At 47.5% G+C, this 25673-nt stretch carries 25 protein-coding genes; 10 read left to right on the top strand and 15 right to left on the bottom strand.

Going from position 1 to position 25673, the window contains the following annotated elements; translation table 11 throughout:
* Nucleotides 1-224: 224 nt before the first annotated feature.
* A complete protein-coding gene (locus Q7C19_RS11855) occupies nt 225-806 on the bottom strand; it encodes a DedA family protein (protein WP_375092271.1) in 582 nt (193 codons plus the stop codon).
* Nucleotides 807-1078: 272 nt separating this feature from the next.
* Between Q7C19_RS11855 and Q7C19_RS11850 the strand changes: the two genes are divergently transcribed.
* Nucleotides 1079-1864: an NUDIX domain-containing protein gene (locus Q7C19_RS11850; protein WP_290785987.1), complete on the top strand. Its 786-nt coding sequence runs from the start codon at nt 1079-1081 to the stop codon at nt 1862-1864.
* A gap of 48 nt (nt 1865-1912) precedes the next feature.
* Here Q7C19_RS11850 and Q7C19_RS11845 read toward each other — a convergent pair whose 3' ends face one another.
* On the bottom strand, nt 1913-2761 hold the full coding sequence (locus Q7C19_RS11845; protein WP_035411267.1) for a VOC family protein: 849 nt from the start codon (nt 2759-2761) through the stop codon (nt 1913-1915).
* Nucleotides 2762-2882: 121 nt separating this feature from the next.
* Here Q7C19_RS11845 and Q7C19_RS11840 point away from each other — a divergent pair, with 121 nt between their 5' ends.
* Together Q7C19_RS11840 and Q7C19_RS11835 are read left to right on the top strand one after the other, a co-directional pair.
* Nucleotides 2883-3233 carry a winged helix-turn-helix transcriptional regulator gene (locus tag Q7C19_RS11840; protein ID WP_035411270.1) on the top strand — a complete coding sequence of 117 codons (351 nt, stop codon included), beginning with the start codon at nt 2883-2885 and terminating at the stop codon, nt 3231-3233.
* 104 nt (nt 3234-3337) lie between these two features.
* The gene (locus Q7C19_RS11835; RefSeq protein ID WP_375092196.1) at nt 3338-4120 is read left to right on the top strand and encodes a nucleotidyltransferase domain-containing protein; all 783 of its coding nucleotides are present in this window, start codon (nt 3338-3340) and stop codon (nt 4118-4120) included.
* Between the two features lie 51 nt (nt 4121-4171).
* Here the strand turns inward: Q7C19_RS11835 and Q7C19_RS11830 are convergent, their stop codons facing one another.
* The 3 genes from Q7C19_RS11830 to Q7C19_RS11820 all read right to left on the bottom strand — a co-directional run bounded on the left by Q7C19_RS11830 (nt 4172) and on the right by Q7C19_RS11820 (nt 7441).
* The gene (locus Q7C19_RS11830) at nt 4172-4756 is read right to left on the bottom strand and encodes a DUF4352 domain-containing protein (RefSeq protein WP_375092195.1); all 585 of its coding nucleotides are present in this window, start codon (nt 4754-4756) and stop codon (nt 4172-4174) included.
* 167 nt (nt 4757-4923) lie between these two features.
* A complete protein-coding gene (locus tag Q7C19_RS11825; RefSeq protein ID WP_375092194.1) occupies nt 4924-5859 on the bottom strand; it encodes an NADP-dependent oxidoreductase in 936 nt (311 codons plus the stop codon).
* Nucleotides 5860-5971: 112 nt separating this feature from the next.
* Nucleotides 5972-7441: a methyl-accepting chemotaxis protein gene (locus Q7C19_RS11820; protein WP_375092193.1), complete on the bottom strand. Its 1470-nt coding sequence runs from the start codon at nt 7439-7441 to the stop codon at nt 5972-5974.
* A 154-nt stretch (nt 7442-7595) separates the two neighbouring features.
* On the opposite strand from Q7C19_RS11820, the gene crcB (Q7C19_RS11815) reads away from it, so the two are divergent.
* On the top strand, nt 7596-7994 hold the full coding sequence (crcB, locus tag Q7C19_RS11815; protein WP_035411280.1) for a fluoride efflux transporter CrcB: 399 nt from the start codon (nt 7596-7598) through the stop codon (nt 7992-7994).
* Nucleotides 7995-8345: a fluoride efflux transporter CrcB gene (gene crcB / locus Q7C19_RS11810; protein WP_035411282.1), complete on the top strand. Its 351-nt coding sequence runs from the start codon at nt 7995-7997 to the stop codon at nt 8343-8345.
* A gap of 48 nt (nt 8346-8393) precedes the next feature.
* Here the strand turns inward: crcB (Q7C19_RS11810) and Q7C19_RS11805 are convergent, their stop codons facing one another.
* The 10 genes from Q7C19_RS11805 to Q7C19_RS11760 form a co-directional block, all read right to left on the bottom strand.
* Nucleotides 8394-9248: a DegV family protein gene (locus tag Q7C19_RS11805; protein ID WP_035411284.1), complete on the bottom strand. Its 855-nt coding sequence runs from the start codon at nt 9246-9248 to the stop codon at nt 8394-8396.
* A gap of 70 nt (nt 9249-9318) precedes the next feature.
* Nucleotides 9319-10350, bottom strand: a complete 1032-nt coding sequence (locus Q7C19_RS11800) for an aldose epimerase family protein (RefSeq protein ID WP_035411287.1) — start codon at nt 10348-10350, stop codon at nt 9319-9321.
* Nucleotides 10351-10439: 89 nt separating this feature from the next.
* The gene (locus Q7C19_RS11795; RefSeq protein ID WP_375092192.1) at nt 10440-12116 is read right to left on the bottom strand and encodes a LytS/YhcK type 5TM receptor domain-containing protein; all 1677 of its coding nucleotides are present in this window, start codon (nt 12114-12116) and stop codon (nt 10440-10442) included.
* 178 nt (nt 12117-12294) lie between these two features.
* The gene (locus tag Q7C19_RS11790) at nt 12295-13617 is read right to left on the bottom strand and encodes a hemolysin family protein (protein WP_056064026.1); all 1323 of its coding nucleotides are present in this window, start codon (nt 13615-13617) and stop codon (nt 12295-12297) included.
* Nucleotides 13618-13653: 36 nt separating this feature from the next.
* Nucleotides 13654-14022, bottom strand: coding sequence for a MerR family transcriptional regulator (locus tag Q7C19_RS11785; protein WP_035411297.1), 369 nt, complete (start codon nt 14020-14022; stop codon nt 13654-13656).
* A 154-nt stretch (nt 14023-14176) separates the two neighbouring features.
* Entirely contained in the window at nt 14177-16312 is a 2136-nt protein-coding gene (locus tag Q7C19_RS11780) for a (Fe-S)-binding protein (protein ID WP_375092191.1), read from the bottom strand.
* 268 nt (nt 16313-16580) lie between these two features.
* Nucleotides 16581-17018 (bottom strand): NUDIX hydrolase, encoded by a 438-nt coding sequence (locus Q7C19_RS11775; RefSeq protein ID WP_313489430.1) that lies wholly within the window; start codon nt 17016-17018, stop codon nt 16581-16583.
* 55 nt (nt 17019-17073) lie between these two features.
* Nucleotides 17074-17493 carry a hypothetical protein gene (locus tag Q7C19_RS11770; protein WP_050677289.1) on the bottom strand — a complete coding sequence of 140 codons (420 nt, stop codon included), beginning with the start codon at nt 17491-17493 and terminating at the stop codon, nt 17074-17076.
* Nucleotides 17483-17905, bottom strand: coding sequence for a YwiB family protein (locus Q7C19_RS11765; protein WP_231496909.1), 423 nt, complete (start codon nt 17903-17905; stop codon nt 17483-17485). Before Q7C19_RS11765 ends, Q7C19_RS11770 begins: the two co-directional genes overlap by 11 nt.
* 108 nt (nt 17906-18013) lie before the next feature.
* Nucleotides 18014-19714 (bottom strand): glycoside hydrolase family 13 protein, encoded by a 1701-nt coding sequence (locus Q7C19_RS11760; protein ID WP_056064035.1) that lies wholly within the window; start codon nt 19712-19714, stop codon nt 18014-18016.
* Nucleotides 19715-20063: 349 nt separating this feature from the next.
* Here Q7C19_RS11760 and Q7C19_RS11755 point away from each other — a divergent pair, with 349 nt between their 5' ends.
* The 5 genes from Q7C19_RS11755 (at nt 20064) to Q7C19_RS11735 (ending at nt 25669) form a co-directional block, all read left to right on the top strand.
* On the top strand, nt 20064-21500 hold the full coding sequence (locus Q7C19_RS11755; RefSeq protein ID WP_375092190.1) for an NAD-dependent succinate-semialdehyde dehydrogenase: 1437 nt from the start codon (nt 20064-20066) through the stop codon (nt 21498-21500).
* Nucleotides 21497-23125, top strand: a complete 1629-nt coding sequence (locus Q7C19_RS11750; protein WP_375092189.1) for an acetolactate synthase large subunit — start codon at nt 21497-21499, stop codon at nt 23123-23125. Before Q7C19_RS11755 ends, Q7C19_RS11750 begins: the two co-directional genes overlap by 4 nt.
* 6 nt (nt 23126-23131) lie before the next feature.
* Nucleotides 23132-23458 carry a bacillithiol system redox-active protein YtxJ gene (ytxJ, locus tag Q7C19_RS11745; protein WP_035411320.1) on the top strand — a complete coding sequence of 109 codons (327 nt, stop codon included), beginning with the start codon at nt 23132-23134 and terminating at the stop codon, nt 23456-23458.
* 259 nt (nt 23459-23717) lie between these two features.
* Nucleotides 23718-25253, top strand: a complete 1536-nt coding sequence (locus Q7C19_RS11740; protein WP_308102224.1) for a DHA2 family efflux MFS transporter permease subunit — start codon at nt 23718-23720, stop codon at nt 25251-25253.
* A 119-nt stretch (nt 25254-25372) separates the two neighbouring features.
* Complete coding sequence (locus Q7C19_RS11735; RefSeq protein ID WP_375092188.1) at nt 25373-25669, top strand: metal-sensitive transcriptional regulator; 297 nt, start codon at nt 25373-25375, stop codon at nt 25667-25669.
* Nucleotides 25670-25673 lie beyond the last annotated feature (4 nt).

Raw genomic sequence — 25673 nt, 5'->3', positions numbered from 1 at the left:
GTATAAGCGGTTACAATCCATTTCCACGCACTGCTTGTGACGATAAATTGCCAATCCAGTGTGTAAATCAGGTAGCTTTTAAGAAGTGATGTGCGTCATTTTTTGACAATGATTTCACTTTTTTTGTAGATTACTTCTTATTTCAAAAAACTATCCTTATTCATAAAACCAAACTTTAACCTAAAAAGCGAATCCATTATCGGATTCGCCGTTTTATATGTGATTTACATCGAGGACTCTTCTTCTAATGCTTGCTTTTGACGATGATGATGGACGATTCCGATGACCGCTGCTCCAATGAGGATCACGATGATTGATCCAATGACACCAGGATTCACCTGTAGCCAGTTCCACAGTTCCGACCACGTCACAGCTTCTCCGATTCGAATGATGATGAATGTCCACAGTCCTGTATAGACGCCTGCTGCTAAGAACGTCATCACTAAATAACGCGGTAACGGATAACCGAGAAGTCCGGCGACATAATGAATCGGATGTCTGACGCCGGGTAAGAAGAACGATAGTCCGATTGCCCATAACCCGCGTCGTTCTATGATTGCTTCTGCTCGTTCTAAGAAACGTGATTTCATCCAGCGTTTGACGAGCGGAATCTCACGGAAGAACCGAGCAAGTAGATAAAACCACGTAAAGGCGATGAAGAAGACCGGCCAAGCGGTCAGCCAGATGACGACCGGGTACATCCCCTCTCGTAATCGAAGTGCTGCAAAACTCATCATCAAGACATCGTCCGACAATGGGGTGAACATGATTCCGCCAGCCAGGCGGACGAGTGCCATGATATCCATCACGTATCCCTACTTTCTGTTTCTCTCTATATTCAGTATCCCCGATTTTTCTGAAGTTGAGCCCTATCCATTTCTTAAGTTCTTCTTTAGTTATACTTTTCTGATCAAAAGAGATCATCATCGATGAATTAAAGTCACTTAGACCGGATGACATGTATACGCAATCGTTTAATAAAACATCCTTTTCCCACATCGAGAAAAAGGGTTTCCTCCATCCGTTCGAGAAGGGGTATAACGTACATCCGAACGCTCATCTGATAGGAGGAATTTCCATGTTGCATCGCCGGAAGACCTATACGATTCGTCCCGAACGCCTAGAAGAATTCACTGAGTTTTTTCATACTTACCTGTATCCGCTTCAAGTCAGTCATGGTGCCCGTCTCGTTGGTCGCTGGGTGACGGAAGCAGAAGATGAAGTTATCGCTATCTGGGAATACCGCGACCGTGAACATTACGAACAAGTCGATCGTGATGTCCGAAACAGTGCCTTACGCCGTGAAGCGATGAAAAAACGTGCCCGACTCGGCAAAAATCTCTATATCAAGTCGTATGAAGACTTCATGACGGCGACCGGTACGTACGCTCCTCCTCGTGCCATCGTCAGTGTGACCGCGTACATCACAAACGATGCCGGTGAAGTCCTGCTCGTTCGCAACCTCCACCGGGGTGATACGTATGAGATGCCGGGTGGACAAGTCGAAAATCATGAGTCGATTCTTGACGCGATCAAACGAGAAGTCAAAGAAGAAACCGGGATTGATGTCACAATCGATGGAATTACCGGTATCTATCAAAACGTCTCGAGTCACGTCCTTTGTGTCTGCTTCCGCGGGAAAGCGGTCGGTGGTGAACTTACGACGCAAGAAGGCGAAACAACAGATATCGGCTTCTTCCCACTGACACGTGACTCGCTGAGTGAATACATCAAACGGGATCATTTCCAGTTGCGGACGCTCGATGCCATGGATCCGCACTACTTCCCGCATGCCTTATATAAAGTCAGACCGTATGAGCTGATCAGCCGGTATGACGGTAATGCAACGTCATCTTCACGATAAAACAAAAAATCCCCTTGCAGATTTTTCTCTGCAAAGGGATTTTTTCAGTTATGTTGTCAATCGAGCAGTGATTCCAGCATCATCGGTGACATAGACAGCATCTGCTTGATCCGTAACGGTATACGCAGAAGACTTCAACGTCTCGATTGCTGCTCGGAGCGTCGCTTGATCCGGATAACGCAGCGTCCAGTAGACAAGTCCGACCGCATCTTCCGGATTCGTCGGTGCGTCAACTCCCGACCAGACGTTCAGACCGATGTGATGATGGTAACCGCCAGCAGCGACAAACAACGCACGCATTCGTGAAGCGTCAGCCGCAACCTCAAAGCCAAGCGTATCGACATAAAATGTCCGCGCTGCTTCCAGTGTCTTGACGTGGAAATGGACATGTCCCATGACGGTCTCGGCCGGCATACCATACCAGTCTTCTTCTCCAGCTTCGACGAGCATACTTTGCCAATCGACAGGATCGGTCGTCATCTTAACATCTCCATTTGCTTCATACGTCCATGTCTCACGTGGACGATCGGCATAAATCTCGATCCCGTTCCCATCCGGATCCGATAGATAAAAGGCTTCACTGACAAGATGGTCACCTTGACCAATCTCAATCCCTTGTTCGATCAAATTGCGGATGACGAAACCGAGTTCTTTTCGGTTCGGTAGCAAAATCGCAAAATGGTATAACCCGGCAACCGAGTTCGGTGGGAAACGGCGGGCATTCGGATGAACTTCGAGCTCAACGAGTGGTGTACCTTGTGCGCCAAGAACCGTTAGCTGATCCGTTTGTGTCAGTATACGTAATCCGAGGGATGCTGTATAAAATGAAACGGAACGGTCAAGATCGGTGACGCGTAAACGAACGGGACCGAGTGTAATCTGTGGGTGAATCGACATGTTGTTTCCTCCTTCAATGAAATAGCTTGTACCTCTATTATTACGCGGAAGTGATGGAAGCGGAAGTAGGCACGAATAAGTGGTATAGTATCCTAAACGATACCATGAAGGAGGAAGACCGATGGAAGAGACACCAAGCTGTCGAGTCGAGACCGCACTCGAAATCTTGACCGGAAAATGGAAACCGTCGATTTTACTCGTCTTGATCACACACGGAACGCTCCGCTTCAGTGAATTGAAACGACAATTGCCGAACATTACGCAAAAGATGCTGACAGCTCAATTGCGCGAGCTCGAACTAAACGATATCGTGCATCGCGAGATTTACCAAGAAGTCCCGCCACGCGTTGAGTATTCGCTGACGGATTACGGTCGGACACTTATCCCGGTTCTTGACGCCATCAATGCATGGGGCGAACAGCACGTCATTCATCTTGAAAATAAAGAAAAAGTAGCTTCTGCCTCCCAATGAGAAATCCATTTCGATGTGATTTCTCATTTTTGTATGGAATAAACTGTCTATTCCCCCGTATACTAACCTAATAGACTTCTGTTTTCGGAAAGGAATGAGTCCTCATGCATCAACTCCATGCAATCGAGCAACTCGTTGCTCGGCTCAAACAAGATCCTGCAGTCGAAGCCATCTTCTTGAAAGGATCCTTCGGACGAGGAGAAGAAGACGTTCATTCAGACATCGATCTGTACTGTCTCGTCTCGGAAGAACGCCAAACGAAATTTTTATCACGTCGACTGTCCCACCTCTCTGTTTATCGCCCCATCATCTGGAAAGATGAGATCGACATCATCGCACCACAGATGATCGTCGTCTATGATGATTTGTTACATATCGATTTATTCACGGTGACGCTTGATTCGCTAAACCATAAGGATCAATTGCGTGTCCTGTACGATCCAAAACAGCAATTGACGGACTTTACGGATACTTGCGACTTGACGCTTTCCGCACAAGAAGCGACCGATGAAGCGATTGATGCCGTCTGGTTTTTATTCCAATACAAAAAAGCAGCGGCACGGGGAAACGACTTATGGGCAGTCGAGATGCTCCGGAGCGCCTTGATCAAGTTCGCGAAAGTCTTGCTTCATCACCATACTCCAGATCGGGCGCAGCTCGGATTAAAGACGATTCCGACGACATTGCCTGACGGTCCACGCCTTTCTCTTGAAGCAATCTATGAAGTCTTGACACCCGCAACGCATGCTGAAGCGGCTCAACGTTATCTGGCATGTCTAGAGACTGAACGGAAGACACTCGATCGGACGCTCGTCACGCATCCCGAAACACTCGACTTACTCAATCGATTAACGCATGAACTATCGATGCAACAGGTAAAACGATAACAACAAAGGAGTAGCAGGCATTTGCCTGCTACTCCTTTGTCTGCTCACCTATCATCGTGTCAATTGAATCTCTTTTGATTGTCCACCTGCCCAGCCAAAACCGGATGAGACTTCAAACTTCGGATTTTTGACCTGTTTCGGTAATTCAAAGACGATGTTGCCGGTTTTTTCGATATTCGGGTTGATCGTCTCTAGGAAGAAGCCCATGCCGTCTTCATTCGCATAGAGATCGAGTTCCGTATCGGCTGAATACTCGGTATCGCCGACATTGACTTTAAACATGTTGCTATCAACGAACCGTTCTTCCTTGTCTCCATTTAGAATCGTCAGACCGATGACTAAGAATTGTCCTGACGTTTTCTTTTCGCCGAGGACGTTCGACAATGTATCGACCATCTTGACGTCATTGACGACATACGTCAATTTCCCGACCTTTACCTGATCCTTGATGCCATAGGTTTTCTTGACCGGCTTCGCCGCTGCTTTTGCTTTCACTGGTTTTGCTTCTGATTTGACTGCTTCTTGTTCGACCTCTACTTTTTTCTCTGGTGCTGCTTGTTCTTCATCATCTCCTAGATTTCCAAGGATGACTGCTCCGATTACGATGATTCCTGCCCACTTCAATCCTTTTTTCATGTTACTTCCTCCTTTTAATGTGGCTGACTCACGTCTGATAGCCCTAGTATAGGAAGAAGCAACCCCTTATCCTTTACACTTTTTTAACCAGGTTATTTTTTGTTTATGGTTTGATAAAAAGATTGACAAAAATAAAAGAGAACGCTGATTTCAGCGCCCTCCTCTTCTTATTCTCCTTTGACCCGGATGACGATTTTGCCTTTTGCATGTCCCTCTTCGCCATAATCATGCGCTTCCTTGATTTGGTCGAGATCAAAGATCCGGTCGACGACGGGTTGTAGCTCGCCACGTTCGACGGCTTTAGCGATATGTTGCAAACGCTCACCGGTCGGTTGCATGAAGACATACGCAGAACGCGCATTATGTTGCTTCGCTTGCTCCTCATCGGGTGGTGTTGAAATCGAGACGAGCATGCCGTTCGGCTTCAGCATCTGATACAGTTCCCCTTGCTTGTCGCCGCCCATCGTGTCAAAGACAAAATCGACGTCGCGAATACGATCCGCCGGATTTTCCTGTTTGTAGTCGATGACTTCGTCGGCTCCAAGTGCTTTTACCCAATCGACGTTTTTTGTACTCGTCGACGTAATGACGTACAAACCGTTCGCTTTCGCAAGTTGAATCGCAACCGTTCCGACGCCCCCTGATCCGGCACCAATGAAGATCCGGTCACCCGGCTTCGCATCCATCACTTCGAACATGACCTGCCATGCTGTATGCGAGACGAGTGGAAGAGATGCTGCTTCAGCAAAACTGAGCGATTCTGGTTTTTTCACGACAAGATGCGCATCGACTGCGACGTACTCCGCATACGTCCCTTGACGGGCGATTTCCGGACGACTGAAGACGGCGTCCCCGACTTGAAGATCGGAGACGTTTTCTCCAACTTCCTGAATCACGCCAGCAACATCCCAACCGATGACGAGCGGCATTTCGTAGCTCAACATCTGACGCAAGTATCCTTCTCGTAACTTCCAGTCGACCGGGTTCACACTTGCGGCATAGACTTCGATTAACACATCATCCGGTCCGATGACTGGTTTCTCCAGTTCTCCGACCTTGAATTGTTCCGATCCACCATACTGTTCAATGTAAGCTGCTTTCATCCGTTGACTCCTCCTTCGATAATCGTTCCCTATCTTCTTCCCCGTCCGTTCCACCGACAAACAGTCTGAAGATCGACAACAGCTCCCCACCAATCGATGAGGAGCTGTTTCGTTAACGATTCGTTTGCTGCAAGGTGGATGCCGTCTCGTTCAAAGCATGAATCGCCTGTTGCAGTTCCATGACCTGTCCGACTTGGTGACGTGTCAGACCGGATAACGATTCACTTTGCGCGAGCAAGCCGTTCATGAACGTATCAAGTTGACCAGTTGCTGTCGTGATAGTAGTAAGACTGCTCGTCATCGTCGCGAATTGGATCTGCGCCGACTGGATCGAACCGACGACTTCGGTCGCATCCGTTTCAATCGTTTGCAGCGCCAACTGACTCTCTGCCATCCGTTCTTCCTGCTCACGTAACAAGGTCGTACTGGCATGAATCGAGTTGCCGGTTTGTGTGACGTCCTGATCAACACGTTCGATAATCGCATTGATTTCTTTTGACGCTTCTGCCGTCTGTGCTGACAGGTTGCGAATTTCTTGCGCAACGACCGTGAAGCCTTTTCCGAACTCACCCGCGCGAGCTGCTTCAATGGAAGCATTGAGACTGAGCAAGTTTGTCTGAGCCGCAATCGCATTGATGCTCGACGTGATCGCGACGATTTCCTGGAAACGCCCAGCGAGCTGTCCGAATGACGTGACCGATTCATCCATGCTTGTCGTCAATTGTTGCAGCGATTGTCCGGCAAGACCGATCGTCTGCCTGCTTTGTTCAGCTGTTGTCCGCGATGACGAACTCCGCTCGAGCGCACGGTCGACTGATACCGTTACCTCTTGCATCCGGTTAACTTGTTGTTCGTTCAGTTGACGGATTTCACGAATCGCTTGGACGCTGCCTGCCGCTTCACTTGCCAGCTGTTGCATCGCTAGATCGACCTGACTGAAGGAATCCTTCGCCGCGTCGACCGTCTCACTCATCTCTTCTGTGAACGTCGTCACTTCCGTTGCCGTTGCTGCCGTTTGCTCAAGGGCGACTTGCGATGTTGCCGCGTAAGCTTCCGACCGTTCCTGTTCTTGGCGGACTGCCAGCATGACGTTCCGTCCGAAGACGGCAACGAAGACAGCCGCTGAGAAGATCATCAAGTAGATGACATATGCGACGATCAAGTCAAATGTGTTCGTAAAAACAATCGTACCGTTGGCTGTGAATAACGCCATTTCAAGTAGTCCGAAGATCCCAGCCAGAACGACGAGACGCGGAATCAAATAGACGATCGAAATCGTCAAATAAAGATAAGCAATCGTCCAGATACTTAGGGACGGTAATGTCGTCAAAACCAAGGCGAGGACGAGATACGTTAATGTCACTTGAACATATTTCCCACTCGGACGATGTCCGAGGAGGCGGTTGCCGACCAGCAACGCGACCGTCAAGATCAGACCACCGACTAAAAACTGATAGAACACACTGATGGGAACGTAATTCATTTGGGCAAATACGAAAATCAACGGATGCGCAATTGTAATCAACGTTGCAATCAGACGGGATAAAATCTTTGTACTTTGTTGCTCGAGGGCAGATACCATCTTGTTCAAACTCCTTCATCATAGTAAAGTCATACAATTGTTCATCGGCAGAAAGAATTCAATCGTTAAGTCCCTCGGATGACTTTTTTTCTTGACGCTTTCTTGAGAGCGGGAGTACGTTTAACGTAGACTTTTTTCAGAAAAGAGGATTCCTATGCTCTATGTACTCGTAGGTCTCGCAGGTGTTCTCGGTGCCTCTGCACGTTATGGACTTGGACTGCTGATTGGCGACTTTACGACCGGTCCGTTTCCGTGGCCGACGCTTGCGATCAACTTGATCGGTAGCTTTCTGCTCGGCTATGCGACACACTTCCTATTTCGAACGAAACTCTTGCATCAATATGCGATTACAGCTATTGGAACGGGCTTCATCGGCTCATTCACGACATTTTCGACATTCAGCGTCGAGACTGTGACCTTATTTAACGAACGTCATTTAGCGGATGCGTTCCTCTACGTACTCGTCAGTCTATTCGGCGGTCTATTCCTGTCTTATGTCGGTTACGCGCTCGGAACACGACGACTGCGTCACGTGACGAAAGGACGTGAGTGAATGGAATTACTCGCCCTTGCCATCGGTGCTTTTTGTGGAGCCATCAGTCGTTTTGCTGTCAGTCAATGGATGAAGACGTTCTGGAAACATGAATTTCCACTAGCAACATTCCTGATTAATGTATTTGGCTCGTTTTTACTCGGACTCGTCATCGGATCGCATCTCGATACGACCTGGACGTTACTGCTTGGTACTGGCTTTCTCGGATCGTTTACGACGTTCTCGACGTTCAAGATTGAAACGTTACAGCTCTTACAAGATGGAAACCGTAAAGTACTCGCCTTCTACTTGATATGCAGTTATGGATTCGGAATCCTCGCTGCCTTTTTCGGTATCACCTTGACCGCTTGATTAAAAAAAAGAGGCGATGGAAAAATCCATCGCCTCTTACATGTAATTTTAATCATTCATCCAGAACAGACCGACCGTCTCTGCTCCGGCATGTGTCCCAATTGCCGGTCCGAACGTGCCTTCAAGAATTGTCAGATCCGGGAATTTCGCTGCGACCTGTTGGCGCAGTTCTGCTGCCATTTCGGGTGCCATCGTCGTCGCAACATATATCCGGTTCTTATAGAACGTGTGTTGACGCATCGACTCATCGATTTGTTTGACCATCTCGATGTAGGCTTTCTTAAGAGAACGCGCTTTTTTGAATGGTACGACTTTTCCCGCTTCATCCGTCGTGATGATCGGTTTGATGCTGAGTAAGTTCGCAAGGAACAGGTCTCCTGACGAGACACGTCCACCGCGACGCATCGTCTCCATGTTACCGACGATCATATAAAAATGGGTCTTCTTCGTCAACGCTTGTAACGCCGCAACGATTTCTTCGACCGATTTCCCCTGTGCCTCAAGTTCCATTCCGTAACGAATGAATTCCTGTTGGTTTTCGAACGCAGTATGGGAATCGATGATATGAACTGGGAAACTTGCCGCTTCCGCTGCTGATGCTGAGCTTTGAACGGTACTTGATAAGCCATTCGTACAATGTACTGCAATCGCGCAGTCATATCCTTCTTCTTTTAGCCGTTCGTATGTCCCGACGAACTCACCAAAGATCGGTTGTGAAGTTTTTGCAATCAGCTTTTTGTCCGCATCCAGGGCACGAAACAGACGCTCGACCGTAATGGCATTCTCTTGATACGCCGTATCACCAAGTAAAATTTGAATCGGCACGACATTGACGCCGATCGCTTCCGCCTCTTCTTTCGTGAAATAGGCCATACTATCGGTCACCCATGCAATTTTAGTCATTTTCCTTAGCCTCCGTTAGATTCTTCTCGCTCTATCCTACCATATACAGGAGTGGAAATCGCAAGATACCTCATGACATCATCTGAAAATGAAACGATGTACGCTTATGATAGTGCTCACCGGCACGCAAGACAACGGAAGGGAAATCTGGTTGATTGATCGCATCCGGTAGCCCTTGTGTCTCAAAACAGATGCCCAGGTACGGCGTTGCCCGTCTTCCACAAATCGTGAACTCGCCTGACAAGTGATTGGCCGTGTAGACGACGACCCCCGGTTGGTCGGTTACGACCCGTAACCGCCGCCCGCTGATTGGTTCGTCAAGAACGATCTCCCCACCTTCTCTAAGCAGGAAGGGATGATCCACCCCGCTACCCGCTTGACGAAGTTGTTCGTCTGGTGCGTGTGTGACTTCATGTAGAAAACGGGCATCGAGAAAATCAAAAACGGTGTCTGTTACCGGGAGAATGTCACCGGTCGGTACGGCATCTTTCGTCAACGGAATATAAAAAGGGGCGTCCATTCGCAGGACGTGCTGTTCGATTGTCGTCTTCGCCTCACCCGTCAAATTGAAGTACGTATGATTCGTCGGACTGAACGGTGTCGAGGCCGTCGTCTCCGCTTCATAATGAACATGCAGGACGTTCTCGTCTGTCCATTCGAAGGTCAACTCAAACGATAAGTGACCTGGGTAGCCGTTCTCTCCATTCGGACTATCTAATCGTAGGACGAGTCGGTCATCGTTGATTTCGTGCGTGAACATCCGGTTCGCCCAATTCTCGCTTCCCCCGTGAAGATGATGCTCGCCTTCATTTTGTTCAAGTACATACGTCATTCCTTCGAGCGCGAACGCTCCGTTCGCGATTCGTCCTCCGACACGTCCGATCGTTGCGCCTAAATGGTGTGGATCATCCTGGTATTCTGACAGGTCATCAAATGCGAGTACGACGTTTTCAATCATCCCTTGCTGATCTGGAACCCGTATCGCAAGAATTTTTGCGCCTCGGTTCAAGATATCGACACTATGTCCATGAACATTCTCTAACGTGAACCGTAACAAGTACTGATCTCCTAGTTGACCCACTTCTGTTGTCGTAATCATCATCTGCTTCCTCCTGTACAATACGTTTTGCTGTTTTCCTATTTACCCTTGAAGCAACACAAAAAAACAACAGTAGCAAAGTGCCACTGTCGTCAAGGCGATGGAAAAGGTAGCCGGACTTCGATTCGTGTTCCTTGATGGATAATGGAATAGACGCGTAGTGACGCAGCCGGACCATATGTCACCTCCAGTGCGCGTCGAATCAAGAACAGATTCGAATCACCTGATTCTTTTTGATCCAGTTGTTGCATCACAGCAAACGGCATTCCTTGCCCATTGTCTGCGACTTCGATGACCCAACCCGTCGTCGACTTAAAGGCGCGGACATCAATCCGGTGATGCCGTCCTGCCTTTACGAACGCGTGACGTAGTGCATTATCGACAAGCTGTGTCACGAGGAACGGGAAAACGAAGTATTCCTCAACGGAAGTCTCGATGTCGAGATCGACCGTGATATCAGCGGATGTCAATTGATTCGGACGGCGGCGTGTACCTTCGAGCGATAGATAAGCTTTTAGCGTCGCTAGTTCCTCACGCAGTGGATGTTCATCGTGCCGCGTCGCTGTCGTCAAAAGTTGAAGCAACGCATTCAATTGATGTTTTACAGGAGTTCCGGGATCGGCTGTCCGCTGAATTTCTTCGATGATGCCTTTGAGATAACTGACGTGTAACATAGGTTTCATCTTTCTACCGCTTAATCGGAGCAACTGCTCTTCTCGGTGCATGTGCAACTCTCGTGCTAATAAACGGACAAGTTGTTCCGTCATTCGCTCGACCGTATCATCAAATAGATCTTTCGAGAAATAACAGATGACACCCGCCTTTTGACCGTTGATGCGTATTGGATGAAAGCTTAGAATCTGTCCCGTCAGTTCATCTTCTTGTCGGACGGGTTCTTCTGCCTCAATCCATTGTTGTTCCTCACGTCTTGGTTGCTCACCACAGACTGCAGGTTGCTGTTCCGTCATATCAATGACGACTTCCGTCGCTCCGAGCAAGACGACACGTTGCATTTTCGTCTCCTTTAATAATGTCACTCCGATTTGTCGGGCGACTTCTGACGTCAATCCCTGCTTTCGTAAGGGTTGCAACGCTTGTAATAACCGATCAGAACGCTCCGTTTGTCGGACGAAGAGATCACCTTCGAGTCGAAGTTGCGTTCGTAAAATCATGATAAACAGGACGACACCACATGTGTTCGCGAACAATAGCGGAAATACCGCATGACTGATTAAATCAAGTGCCTGCGTCGTGTCTGGAGCCAGCAACAACGTGATTCCACTTTCAAAGAACAATGCGGCTAAGACGATGCCGACTGGTGGAATCAAGGCATAGTCATCCCGTAAACGCCAACGTTTCCGGTACCATCCACTCACGAGCCCAGCTACCATCGCAATGATCCAACCTGCTTCTGCCCCTAGAGAACCGAGTAAATAGCGGTGCAACCCGACTAGACATCCTGTGATCCCACCGACAATTGGTCCACCGATCAGACCGCTCGTCACGATGACTGCTAAACGTGTATCAAGTAATAAAGCATCCTTTTTGACGGATAACCCGAGTAACGGATCGATCGTTGTATCATTCGAAAGCACGATTCCCGCATAGTTCATTAAAATACCAGATGATACGAATGCTAAAAGAAGTGGTACATTCATCCCGCGGTCCATCTTGAATATGTATCGAGAAATGCGCCACTGGGACAATAGAAAGGCTAACAGTGCTAACATACCTAAACGACTCAGTAAGAATGGAATCTGATCAAGCACGGAATACCTCCTCGTTTCATAGGACGCGAATCGACAATACGGTAGTTGTAGATTACATTCCCGCTCACTCCATCATTCTCCTATCATGACCGCTGAAAGTTCACACAATCCGCAAGTTCTTAATTTTTTGACTGATGTGATATAAAAAAATCGGCTCCTCGATGAGGAACCGACCATCTTATCCTTCTGCTTCTACTTGTTCAGCTGGATGCAACCAAATCTTGACGCGATTGATTTGATAGTTCTCCATCTCCATTACTTCAACCGAAAAGTCTGGTGTATCGATGTGCTCACCGGGTTGAAGATCAATGTTGTGCATCTGAATCCAGCCGCCAATCGTATCCACGTCCTCGACGTTCGTAAATCGAATGTTGAAACGTTCTTCTAAATCCACGAGTAATACAGTACCGTCCAGTAAAAATTCGTCAGATTTGATTTGTTCGATTTCTTCGACTTCATCTGCATCGAATTCATCACGGATTTCGCCGACGATTTCTTCGAGTAAGTCTTCCATCGAGACGAGTCCTGCTGTTCCACCATATTCATCGACGACGAGTACGAGGTGTGTCCGGGTCCGTTTCATCTTCCGCAATGTGTCTTGAAGTGATGTTACTTCAGAAACGACCGGTAGTTCCTTGACGTAATGTGTCACCGGATGTTCGTTCCCGTTCGCAAAATCCGTCAAGACTTCCTTGACGTTGACGTATCCAAGAATCCGGTCTTTATCGTTCTCTTCTGTGACCGGATAACGCGTATACGGATTATCCATGAAGATTTCCATCAGTTCATTCTTCGTCAAACGTTCCGAGATCGTCTCCATCCGCATTCGTGGAACCATTAAGTCTTTGACAATATGCTCGTCAAAGGCGAAGACGTTCTGCATGAGAGCAAGTTCCGTCTGATTGATTTCACCACTTTGGAAACTTTGCGCCATGATGATTTTCAATTCATCTTCTGAGTGGGCTTGTTCATGTCCTGCTGGTTTGACACCGAACAGACCGAGGAACAGGCGTGCTGAACCGTTGAGTAACCAGATGAACGGATACATGATCTTCCCGAACACATACAGCGGACGAGCAAATAACAATGTCATGCGTTCTGCATACTGAATCGCGAGTGTCTTCGGAGCAAGTTCGCCGATGACGACGTGTAAGAACGTTACGGATACAAATGCGATACCAAACGACAAGAGTGTTGAAACAGCAGCAGAGATCCCGAAGTCATCGAAGACCGGATGCAAGATCTTTTCGACTGTCGGTTCTCCAAGTGCCCCAAGACCGAGTGCCGTGACGGTAATACCGAGCTGACAGGCAGACAAGTAATAATCAAGATCACCGGCGATTTTTTTCGCAAGGACCGCACTTTTATTGCCTTCCTGGATCATCTGATCCAAACGCGACATCCGCACTTTGACGACAGCGAATTCCGATCCGACGAAGAACGCCGTCAACACGATCAACAACACCACTAAAAATAAATTGATGAATAATATAGTATCCAAAATCCCCTAAACAGGGGTCACCTCCATTGTTTTGTATTAAAGCTGTGCAATCAGAGAAGCAATCAATGTCAGACGCCGGGACAGTTCTAAGCGAATCGCTTGTTTTTCGACTTCCGTCGACTGCAACAAACGTTGCTCGAGTCCTTCAACCGTCGTCTGTAACTGTTGTACTTCCTGATAAATCGTCTCTCCTGTTTTTTGTTCTCGTTCCGTAAAAGAAGCAAGAATCTCTTGCAGGGAAAGCCGTTGAGACTTCAAATATTCAATCTTTTCGATTTGATGAATGACCGATTCGTCATACAAACGGTAGCCCGATGCAGTACGCTCTGATGTTAAGAGACCGAGTGATGTGTAGTAATCAATCGTTCGTTTTGATAAGCCGGTGGTCTCCGCGACCTGACCGATTCGAAGTAACGCCTTCCCAAAAGATTCTCACCTCCTTGCCATAGTTAGTCCTTTTATTTTATCATGTCAAAACCGTACAGTAAAACGTCATGCTTTTAATAAAAAAACGATTACTCCCGTTGATACGAGAATAATCGTTTATACACTTCTAATTTTAAACTGTGGCAATTGGCTCTTCGACCGCTATACCAACGATCGACCGTTCTAATAATTCGACGACATCATACGTGGCGACCGCTTCATCCACTTCCTTCGCCTTCGTACCGTCACTAAGCATCGTCAAACAGTACGGACATGCTGACCCGATGACGGATGGTTGGACGGTCAACAATTGTTCCGTCCGCGCGACGTTGACACGTGCACCAACTTTTTCTTCTTGCCACATCATGCCGCCACCAGCACCACAACACATGCCTTTTTCACGGTTACGTTCTGTCTCGACGAGTGTGATGCCTGGAATCTTCTCGAGAATATAACGCGGTGCGTCGTAAATATCATTGTATCGACCGAGGTAACAGGAATCGTGATAGACGACCCGCTCTTTGACTTCATGTAACGGTGTGATGCGTTTCTCATCAATCAGACGAGCGAGCAATTCGGTATGGTGATAGACTTCGACATCCAGACTGAGTCCGAAGTCTGGATACTCATTTTTGAATGTATTGTAGGCATGCGGATCAATCGTGACGATCTTTTTGACGCCATACTTCTCAAATGATTTGATGTTTGCTTCCGCGAGTTCTTGGAACAAGACTTCGTTACCGATTCGACGTGGTGTATCGCCCGAGTTCTTCTCGTCATTACCGAGAATCGCAAACGAGATATTTGCCTCGTTCAGAATCCGGGCAAACGCCATCGCGATTTTTTGACTCCGGTTATCGTACGATCCCATCGCACCGACCCAGAACAGGTACTCGAACTCTTCGCCTGCTTTCTTCTTTTCTTTTGCTGTCGGAACGACGAGTTCATCACGGTTTTTCCGCCAGTTTTCGCGCTCTTTCCGGTTCATCCCCCACGGATTACCTTGACGTTCGATGTTTGCCATCGTCCGTTGCATTTCCGGATCCATCTTGCCTTCCATCATGACGAGATGGCGACGGAGGTCGATGATTTTATCAACATGTTCGTTCATGACCGGACACTGATCCTCACAGTTTCGGCACGTCGTACACGCCCAAATTTCTTCTTCCGTAATGACGTTCCCAATCAATGAATCCGGGACGATATCCATCTGTCCGGCTGCTGCGAGCGCGGCAATTTGATTTCCTTGCGATCCTTCGAACGCAAAAGCAGGTGCCCATGGTGAACGTTGTGTGATGGCTGCCGTTTTCATATTAAGATGGTCCCGTAATTTAACGATCAAATCCATCGGTGACAACATCTTCCCAGTTCCGCTTGCTGGGCACATGTTCGTACAGCGACCGCACTCGACGCAGGCATATAGATCAACGAGTTGCTTTTGATTGAAATCTTCAATCCGATTGACCCCGAAGCTGAATTCCGCTTCGTCGTCTTCTGCTTCTTCCATGACGGATAGATCAATCGGTGCCAAACGACCAACTTTCGATGTCCGCCCGAGCCAGACGTTTGCTGTACCGGCAATCAAGTGCGCATGCTTACCTTGTGGGATGTAGACCATGAAGCTAAGTAAGAACAAAAGATGTGCCCACCAGAAGAAGACGAATAATCCGAAAGCGACCGATTCCGGTACCCAGCCGAATAAGAACGCAATGCTTGAAGCGACGGGTTCACCGAGCGTCGAGTGGTTCTCATAGACAAGGAAGAATCCATTTCCGAAGAGGACGGCAACCATCAAGCCACCGATGAAGATCAAGGCAAGACCTGCTAAGAAATTTCGCTTCAGACGGACGAGCTTCTCGACATACCGGCGATAAAAACCCCAGACGACGGCAATCAAGATGACGAGCATAACGATTTCTTGAAAGAATGTAAAAAATGGATAAAGTGGACCGAGCGGGACATGCGGAAAACGCTGACCGACGGCAAGTCCTTTCCAGATAAAATCAATCGCTCCGAATTGAACGAGTAAGAATCCATAGAACATCATGACGTGGATGGCGCCACTTTTCTTATCTTTTAATAGTTTCTTTTGACCAAAAACGTTAACTAAAACTGCGTCTAGTCGTTCTTTATTCGTCAGCGTCCATTCCGCCTTTTTCCCCCGTTTAATGGCGGCATAACGACTTTTGACGAGTGATGTGAACAGATAGCCTGCATAACCGATGACGAGTAGGAAGGCAATCCAGTTGATGATTAAAAACGTATTCATGTTCGAACAAACCCCTTTCCCCCTAAAGCAGTTGTGTTGAAATGAGTATAGCATATAATGAATGACTATTCATTCATAAATTTTTAAATAAATTCTCTTTCGATTGATTGGCTCAATATGATTTAAAAAATGAGTTGAATCTATTAAAAGTAAATTGTCACGTGCGATTGTTCGATAGACACGCTTAGCAAGATTTCCTTCGTCTAATAGGACATTCTAAGCAAAAGAACGGATACATTCCTTCATAAGGATGATCCGTTCTTTTTGCTTACCACTTCATCTCTTCAAACATATAATAACCTTTGTGTTGTTCTGTTAAGTATGTATATAACGGAAGACGGACATCCTCACTTGTGATGTATTCCGTTAGCTCCCTTTGATTGATCCACTTCGTCTCGCTAATTTCTTCATCAGGATCATTCGGATCGAGTACTCCGCTCACCTCGCAATCAAAATAAGTGACGAGACTGTGCGCTTGATAAGTTGGCATGAAGTTCTCCGTCAAGAAGGCAAACGACGATGATGTGACTGCCAAGCCAGTCTCTTCAGCAACCTCACGACGAAGTGCTTGCTCGAGTGTCTCCCCAGCTTCAATCTGTCCACCGGGTAAGCTCCACCGATTGTCCTGATCCGATTGATTGTTGACAATGAGCAGTTGATCGCCCTTCCGGATGATCGCGACGATGATTCGATAGAGTGGATACATAACGCTTCCTCCTAAAAAGACCACCTTGTTTAAAACAAGATGGTCCACTGATTGTTTATTCTAGACCGAGCGACTGTGGCAGACGGACTGCACGTGCGAAGGCATTTTTATAATCCTTTTTCGCGACTAACTTTTCGACTTCACGGATCGCTGGATGCTGTTCGTCCGCAAACGCACCCAGGATCGTCAAGTAACGCTCATATACTTGATCGTCTTCCTGACGTGCTTTCAAAAGCGCTGTATACAGCATGACGGTATCTTCACCGTATAAGACAGGTAATTCTTCATTGATTAAAAGTAGCGTATCGATTGACTCCGGATCGACCTTCGGATTGTATTCCGTGATGACCTGCTCTGCAAGTCCTTCGAGTTGATCACGCCATTCGTTGTAGCGCGGCTCATCGTTCTCGAGCCACTCGAACCATTCCTCTTCCAACATCTGTTCCATTTGACGTACTGTTTGTTCAAATGCCATTCGTCTCACTCCGTTTCCAAGTTAAATCAATCGTATACGTACCGACTGCTTGTCCATTCATTTTTAATGTATAGCGAAACTTCATCTGCTGCGGTTTCATCTCAATCGTCTCTGTGTCTGTCTCCATCAACATTTGACCGAACTGACTGCCATACTGGCTTTTAGTCGTCTCTTTTAAAATGAAGACATGATGCATCGCAACAGGACCTTTGCGATTCAAGGCGATCTGGTCTTTTGACCATTTGATCGTCGTATCAATCGGTTGTTCATCCGGTTGAACGAATTTCACGGCAAAACCATCCTTTGTTTCGAACAACGTGCCGTCCGCCTCAAGTTCGACCGATTCACGCATCGGACCATCTTCAATCGTCGTCACCTGTCGTAATGACACCGAGTACTTTACTGGTTTCACTTCTATCACCTCATCGTTTAGCGTACACGATTTTTTCGTCTGATGCATCTTCTGCTTACGCGCAACAAAAAAACGGATTCGATGTACTTCGAATCCGTTCAAAACATATTAGCGCACACGGTACAGACGAGCTTCGAATGGACGAAGTTCCAGTTCTGTTCCTTCGTGGTGCATCGTCGGATAGTTGCCAAGCAACATATTATCCGAATGCAAGATGATATCCGTATCGATTTCTGCTGTTTCGCCTTTTAAGTTCGTAACGATCAAGAACTGTTCGTCACCAAGCGTCCGTGTATAGGCATAGACTTTCGTATCTTCCGGTAAGATGAGATCATACGCACCATAAATCAATGTCTCTTCCATCTTACGGATTTGAATCATTCGTTTATAGAAGTTCAAAATCGAGTCTTCGTCTTGTTCTTGTGACGCGACATTGATGTCCGCGTAGTTCGGGTTAACGCCGAACCATGGGGATTGATTCGAGAAGCCACCATTTTGCTCGTTCGTCCATTGCATCGGTGTACGTGAGTTATCGCGGGACGAGTTCCAGATGACTTCCATGATTTCCTCATGTGTCTTCCCGGAAGCGAGTTGCATCTCATACATGTTTTTCGTCGCGACGTCATCATAATCCGAAATATCCGGGAACTGAACGTTCGTCATCCCGATTTCCTGACCTTGATAGATGAACGGTGTGCCTTGCATGAAGAAATACATCATCGCAAGCGACTTCGCGCTCTCTTTCCAGTACTGTTCCTCGTCACCCCAAAGGGAGACCGAACGAACCTTATCGTGGTTTTCGAGGTACAACGCATTCCAACCGGTCGCTTCAAGTCCTTTTTGCCACTTCGTCAGCACTTGTTTCAGTTTGACGACGTCGACGCCTTTTTCCGCATCTGCGCGCCAGAGATCCATGTGCTCGAACTGGAAGACCATGTTCATCTTGCCGTTCTCTTCTCCGACCCAAAGGTCTGCTTCTTCCGGCGAGACGCCGTTTGCTTCCCCAACAGTCATGATGTCGTATTTCGAGAATGTCTCATCCTTTAGCTCTTCAAGATACGCATGGATGCCTTCGACGTTCATATGCATGTCAAACGACGGCACATACGGCATACCAAGTGGGTTCGGGAGATCGCCGAACGACTGATCCTTGTTGATGTGACTGATCGCATCGATTCGGAAACCATCGATGCCTTTATCAAGCCACCAGTTGATCATTGTATAGACCGCTTGACGCATATCGCGGTTTTGCCAGTTCAAGTCTGGCTGACGACGGGAGAAGACGTGCAGGAAGTATTGCTCAGTCTTCTCGTCATATTCCCATGCTGATCCACCGAAGATACTTTCCCAGTTGTTCGGTTCTCCTCCATTGATCGCATCTTTCCAGATGTACCAATCGCGTTTCTCGTTGTCTTTTGACGAACGCGATTCAAGGAACCATGGATGTTCATCAGATGTGTGGTTGACGACGAGATCAAGTAACACTTTGATGTCTCGTTTATGCGCTTCTTCCATTAAGAGATCGAAGTCTGCCATTGTTCCGAACTCATCCATAATGTCTTCATAGTCACTGATATCATATCCGTTATCATCGTTCGGTGACTTGAACATCGGACAAATCCACAAAACGTCGACGCCAAGATCCTTCAAGTAATCCAGTTTTGCGATGATACCCGGAATATCGCCGATTCCATCGTTATTTGCGTCATAAAAGCTGCGTGGATAGATTTGGTATGCTACTGCTTCTTTCCACCAAGCTCGTGTAATTGTTTGTTGGGCCGTCTCAGGGCGCGGTATCATTTGTGTCATGTGTTAGAAATCCTCTCGTAGGTGAGTCATTAGTAGGAGTTAGGTATATTTGTTCGTCCTTCATTTTGTTTTGCGCAACCGATTGCGCAAACCCTTTACTTTTATCTTATCAAATCCACTTTTAAAGTCAATGTCTCGAGGATGATTTCACCATTTCACATCAATGGGGATCACTCTTCGTTTACATCGAATATTTCAGTTGAATTTACATTACATTTACTGAATCATCCTACACTGTTTATCGGTCAATTTCTACCTTTTTGCATAACCTTTCCTTTCCAAAATGAATCTTTTTTTATTCGTTCGGGTATACCCTAACCAATGCACGTAAAAAAGGGGGATTTTCAAGATGAAGGGACAATTCTTTATTGGTGGACAATGGCTGGATCACGGACGAGAACGGACAGATGTCACGAATCCAGCAACCGGAGAAGTCGTCGGTAGCGTACCAAACGGAACAAAATCAGACGTCAATGATGCTGTCGAAGCAGCACGGAAGGCTTTTCCAGAATGGTCGAAGCGGACAGTATATGAACGCGCTGAACTCTTGGAAAAACTCTATGCCAAAATGATCGAGAAAAAAGATGAACTCGCCCGGTTAATGACGCTTGAGATGGGGAAACCGCTGGCTGAATCAGAAGGTGAAGTCCAGTATGCGGCAAACTTCGTCAAATGGTTCGCAGAGGAAGGAAAACGGGCATACGGACGTGTCATACCGACACACGATGCTTCTAAAAGACTTCAAGTCATCAAACAACCGGTTGGTGTCGTCGCCGCGATCACACCATGGAATTTCCCAGCAGCCATGATTACCCGAAAATTGGCTCCGGCTCTCGTTTCCGGATGTACGTTCGTCATCAAACCACCCACCGCGACTCCATTAACAGCACTTCGTTTACTTGAACTTTGTCAGGAAGTCGGGATTCCAGAAGGCGTCGTCAATGCCGTTACAGGTAGCGGGAAAGCACTCGGTGAATCACTCGCGACACATCCGCATGTCGATAAGATCACCTTCACTGGTTCGACCGAAGTCGGACGGACATTGATGGCTCAAGGAGCAGAGACGATCAAAGCGATGTCGCTTGAACTCGGCGGACATGCACCGATTCTCGTCTTTGATGATTGCGATCTCGATTTAGCTGTTGCGGAGACGATCAAGTCGAAATTTCGAAACGGCGGACAGACGTGTGTCTGCGGAAACCGGATCTATGTATCTGATTCGATTTATGACGCGTTCGTTGAAAAACTCGGTCAGGAGACGGCAAAATTGAAAACCGGGAACGGTCTGGATGCCGAAACAAAGATCGGTCCAATGATTAATAAAGCGGGTTACGATAAAGTTAAAAAACATGTCGATGACGCTACTTCAGCCGGTGCTCGTGTCGTCACGGGTGGAACAGGAACAACGGACGAGGAGAACGATGTCTATTATTATGAAGCAACCGTGCTCGCTGACGTAAAACCCGGCATGTTGATCATGAACGAGGAGACGTTCGGACCTGTCGCTCCCGTCCAGCGTGTCAGTTCTGATGAAGAAGCGGTTCGTTACGCCAACCAGACACCATTCGGTCTCGCTTCATACGTCTTTACGAAGGATTACGCGCGTGCCATTCGTGCAATCGAAGGGCTTGATTATGGAATCGTCGGCTGGAATGATGGGGTTCCTTCTGCTGCACAAGCACCATTTGGTGGAATGAAACAATCCGGTCTTGGACGCGAAGGCGGTAGTGAAGGACTCGAAGCGTATCTCGAGACAAAATACATCTCAATCGGTGGACTAGCATGAACGCGGCGGATTGGTTCGTCCAATGTTTAGAGGCAGAGGGAGTCACGCATATCTTCGGTGTTCCCGGTGAAGAGAACATCACATTGCTCGAATCACTTAGTCGTTCGTCGATCACGTTCATCACGACGCGTCACGAAACGAACGCTGCGTTCATGGCAGCGATGTTCGGTCGCCTGAGTGGACGACCGGGTGTCTGCTTATCGACGCTTGGTCCTGGTGCGACTAACATGATGACGGGAATTGCGAGTGCAACGATGGACCATTCTCCTGTCGTTGCCATCACAGGACAAGGAGCACTATCACGGCAACATAAAGCGTCGCATCAAATGTTTGATCTCGTTGATCTATATCGTCCGGTCACAAAGTCAAGTACGTCCGTTCTGACACCAGAAGTGATTCCGGAAATCGTCCGTCGTGCCTTTGCGACGGCACAGAGCGAAAAGCCGGGAGCGACGCATATCTCTTTCCCAGAAGACGTCGCAAAACAAGAACGAGATCAACCTGTGACTCCTGTCAAAAACGACAGTGCTCCGACATATCTTCATCCGTTGACGATTGATGATCCGGACGTTTTACAATTGATCGAGCGATCGCAACGTCCTGTCATCATTGCCGGTTTCGGGATTCACCGTCAACACGCACTTGAGGCGTTTCGGGCATTCGTCGAACAGCTGGATGCTCCGGTCGTCGAGACAATGATGGGAAAAGGCTCCATCTCCTCACAACATCCGCTTGCCGCGCATACGATCGGTTTGCCGGATGTTGATTACAACCAACGAATTCTTGATGCGAGTGATTTAATCATTACGATTGGTTATGACATCACGGAACTGCCCCCGGAAAAATGGAATCCGAAAAAGACGCCGGTCGTTCATCTGGATACGAACCTTCACGAAATCGATGCCTACTATCCAGTCGTTGCAAATCTAGTCGGCAATCTTTCAGATGTATTGACCGTTTTGACACCACTGCTTCCAAAGCGTTCCTGGAACGGTTGGCAACGGAATCGCGATAAGTTGCGTCAAGAGATTCAAGAAACATATTCCCTCGCGCTCCCTTTACATCCTCAAAGCATCGTTCGTGAGCTCGAACGGACGGTTGGTGAAGCCGGAATGGTTTTCTCGGATGTCGGAGCACATAAAGTCTGGCTCGCTCGCCATTATCAAACGACACATCCAGATCAATTGTTCATTTCGAATGGGTTTGCTTCAATGGGCTATGGTTTATCGAGTGCACTCGCAGCCAAACTTCTCTACCCCGACCGACGTATCGTCTGCGCCGCTGGAGACGGAGCTTTTCTTATGAACGGTCAGGACCTCGAGACCGCCGTTCGTTTGAAGCTGCCACTCGTCGTATTAATTTGGCGAGACGGGACATATGGTCTCATCGAATGGAAACAACAACAAGCATATGGAAAATCATCGTACATCACCTTTGATAATCCGGATCTCGTTCAACTGGCTCATGCTTTCGGTGCGCTTGGACTTCGCGTCGGTGAACACGGTTCGCTTGCCCATTGTCTTGATCAAGCTTTCGCGAGCGATGGACCCGTATTGATTGACTGTCCGGTCGATTACCGGGAAAATCTAAAGTTAAGTGAACGTCTCCGGACGTATGGAGGGTGATATATTATGACACAACCACGTAAACTGCAGTCTATTTCTGATTTTGATCAATTTGCGTCCGAGCATAGCGCGTTCGTGATTTGCAAACACAGTACGACGTGTCCGATCAGTGCCGCAGGATTCTCAGAGTATACGAAGTTCGCGGATGAAACATCTGTTCCGACAGCATATCTCTTCGTCCAAGAAGCTCGGACCTTATCGAATCACATCGCTGAACACTATAATGTCCGACATGAGTCGCCACAAGTTCTTTTCATTCAGGACGGCAAATCTGTCTGGACAGCATCTCACTACGACATTACAAAGGATGCACTCGAAACGAACGTTCAGTAACGCTAACTATGAAACAAGCTTCTGGCTGTTTCAAACTGAAGACAAAGCGCAATTTTCCTCTAACGAGAAGGATTGCGCTTTTTTATTTCCTAAGAATCATTTTCCTCATTTAGAAAAACGCTTTCAAAACTACATAAAAAATAAAATTATCTTTCTTAGCTATTATTATTTGTAATTCGAACTAAATCGGATTAAGATAAACTACAGATAGAACGACCGTATAGAAATCTGTACCGTTAGTTTAGTTAGGAGGATATTCATGCAACAAAGTGCAACTCACACAGCTCGAGCTCCTTACGGCATCCTCGCCGTTTTGATGATCGGGGCATTCATCGCTTTCTTAAATAATACCTTGCTCAACATCGCCCTTCCTTCAATCATGAAGGATCTAGCGATCGAACCAGCTACTGCTCAATGGCTGTCGACTGGTTTCATGCTCGTCAATGGTGTCTTGATTCCGACATCTGCTTTCTTGATTCAAAAGTATTCGGTTCGTCGCTTGTTCTTACTCGCGATGACCCTCTTCTCGACCGGAACGATTCTTGCCGGATTCGCAGACGTCTTCCCTGTGCTACTCGCAGGACGGATGATTCAAGCGTCGGGTTCTGCCATCATGATGCCGCTACTGATGAACGTCATGCTCGTCAGTTTCCCGATTGAAAAACGCGGGACTGCGATGGGCTTCTTCGGATTGATTATGATGGGGGCTCCAGCGATCGGACCAACGTTATCCGGTTGGATCATCGAGCACTATGATTGGCGGATGCTGTTCCACTTCATCACACCAATCGCCTTAATCGTTCTCGTCGCTGGTTTCTTCTTGCTTCGTGACGTCAAGGAACGGTCTGCCGCTCGGATCGATCTGACTTCCGTTGCACTTTCGTCACTTGGTTTCGGTGGCTTATTGTACGGATTCAGTTCTGCCGGCTCTAAAGGTTGGGATAGTTTCCACGTCTATGGAGCACTGATCGTCGGGGTCATCGCACTCGTGACATTCATTTATCGTCAGCTGCATATGGAACGTCCGATGCTCAACTTCAAGATTTATCGTTACCCGATGTTCGCCTTGTCTTCTGCGATCTCGATGGTCGTCACGATGGCGATGTTCTCGGGCATGTTATTGCTTCCGATCTATGTCCAGACGATTCGCGGTATTTCACCACTTGATGCGGGTCTCATGCTGTTACCGGGTGCCATCTTGATGGCCGTCATGTCACCGATCAACGGGAAGCTGTTTGATAAGATTGGTGGTCGTCCTCTTGCATTGACTGGTTTGTTCATCACAGTCGTCACGAGTTATTACTTCAGTCAACTTGAGATGGATACGACGTATACCCATCTGATCATCCTATATTCGTTACGGATGTTCGGGATGTCAATGGTCATGATGCCGGTCTCAACAAACGGTTTGAATCAGTTACCAACACGCTATTATCCACACGGCACAGCGATGAACAATACGTTGCAACAAGTATCTGGTGCAATCGGAACGGCGTTGCTTGTTACGATCATGTCAACGCATGCGAAGACTCGTGGCACAGAGCTCGCGGCCGAAGCGGCGAAGAACATGACAAGTCAACCGACAGCTGAAGCAGCTGCTGCTTTAAAACAGCAGATTACGATGCAAGCGACGCTTGACGGAATCAACTATGCGTTCTTCATCTCGACGTTCATTGCTGGTCTAGCATTCGTCCTCGCCTTCTTCATTAAACGGGCGACACAAGCTGAAGACATCATTAGCGATCAACGCTCATTGAACGAAACGATCGTCAAACCGCAAGTCTCCAATCAATAAGTGCAAAAGCAGTCGCCGCTCGCGACTGCTTTTTTTATTGTTTGAGCTATATACTGGTACCCCCCATACCTATATGTTAGAGTAAAGATAACAACAAGATTACTAAAGGAGGCACGACTATGGCACGCGATCACCCTGTCGTCCCACGAACACATGAAGAACAAGACGCTTTAATGAAACGATTAAAGCGTATCGAAGGACAAGTCCGCGGGATTGCCAACATGATTTCTGAAGACCGGTATTGTATCGACATTTTGACGCAAACCGCATCGATTCAAGCAGCACTTCGACAGGTCGAACTACAAATCATCGAACGCCACGTCAAGATGTGCATGCATGAGGTCGCGACTCGTCAAGACAGTACGGACGCTTACGTCGATGAGTTGATGGCAGTCATTGCCCGTCTGAAAAAGTAAGGAG

It is taken from the genome of Exiguobacterium sp. PHA03, assembly GCF_041945985.1.
Taxonomy (GTDB): Bacteria; Bacillota; Bacilli; order Exiguobacteriales; family Exiguobacteriaceae; genus Exiguobacterium_A.
The sequence above is the reverse complement of the archived record's forward strand: the minus strand, read 5'-3'. Positions and strand labels throughout refer to the sequence as shown.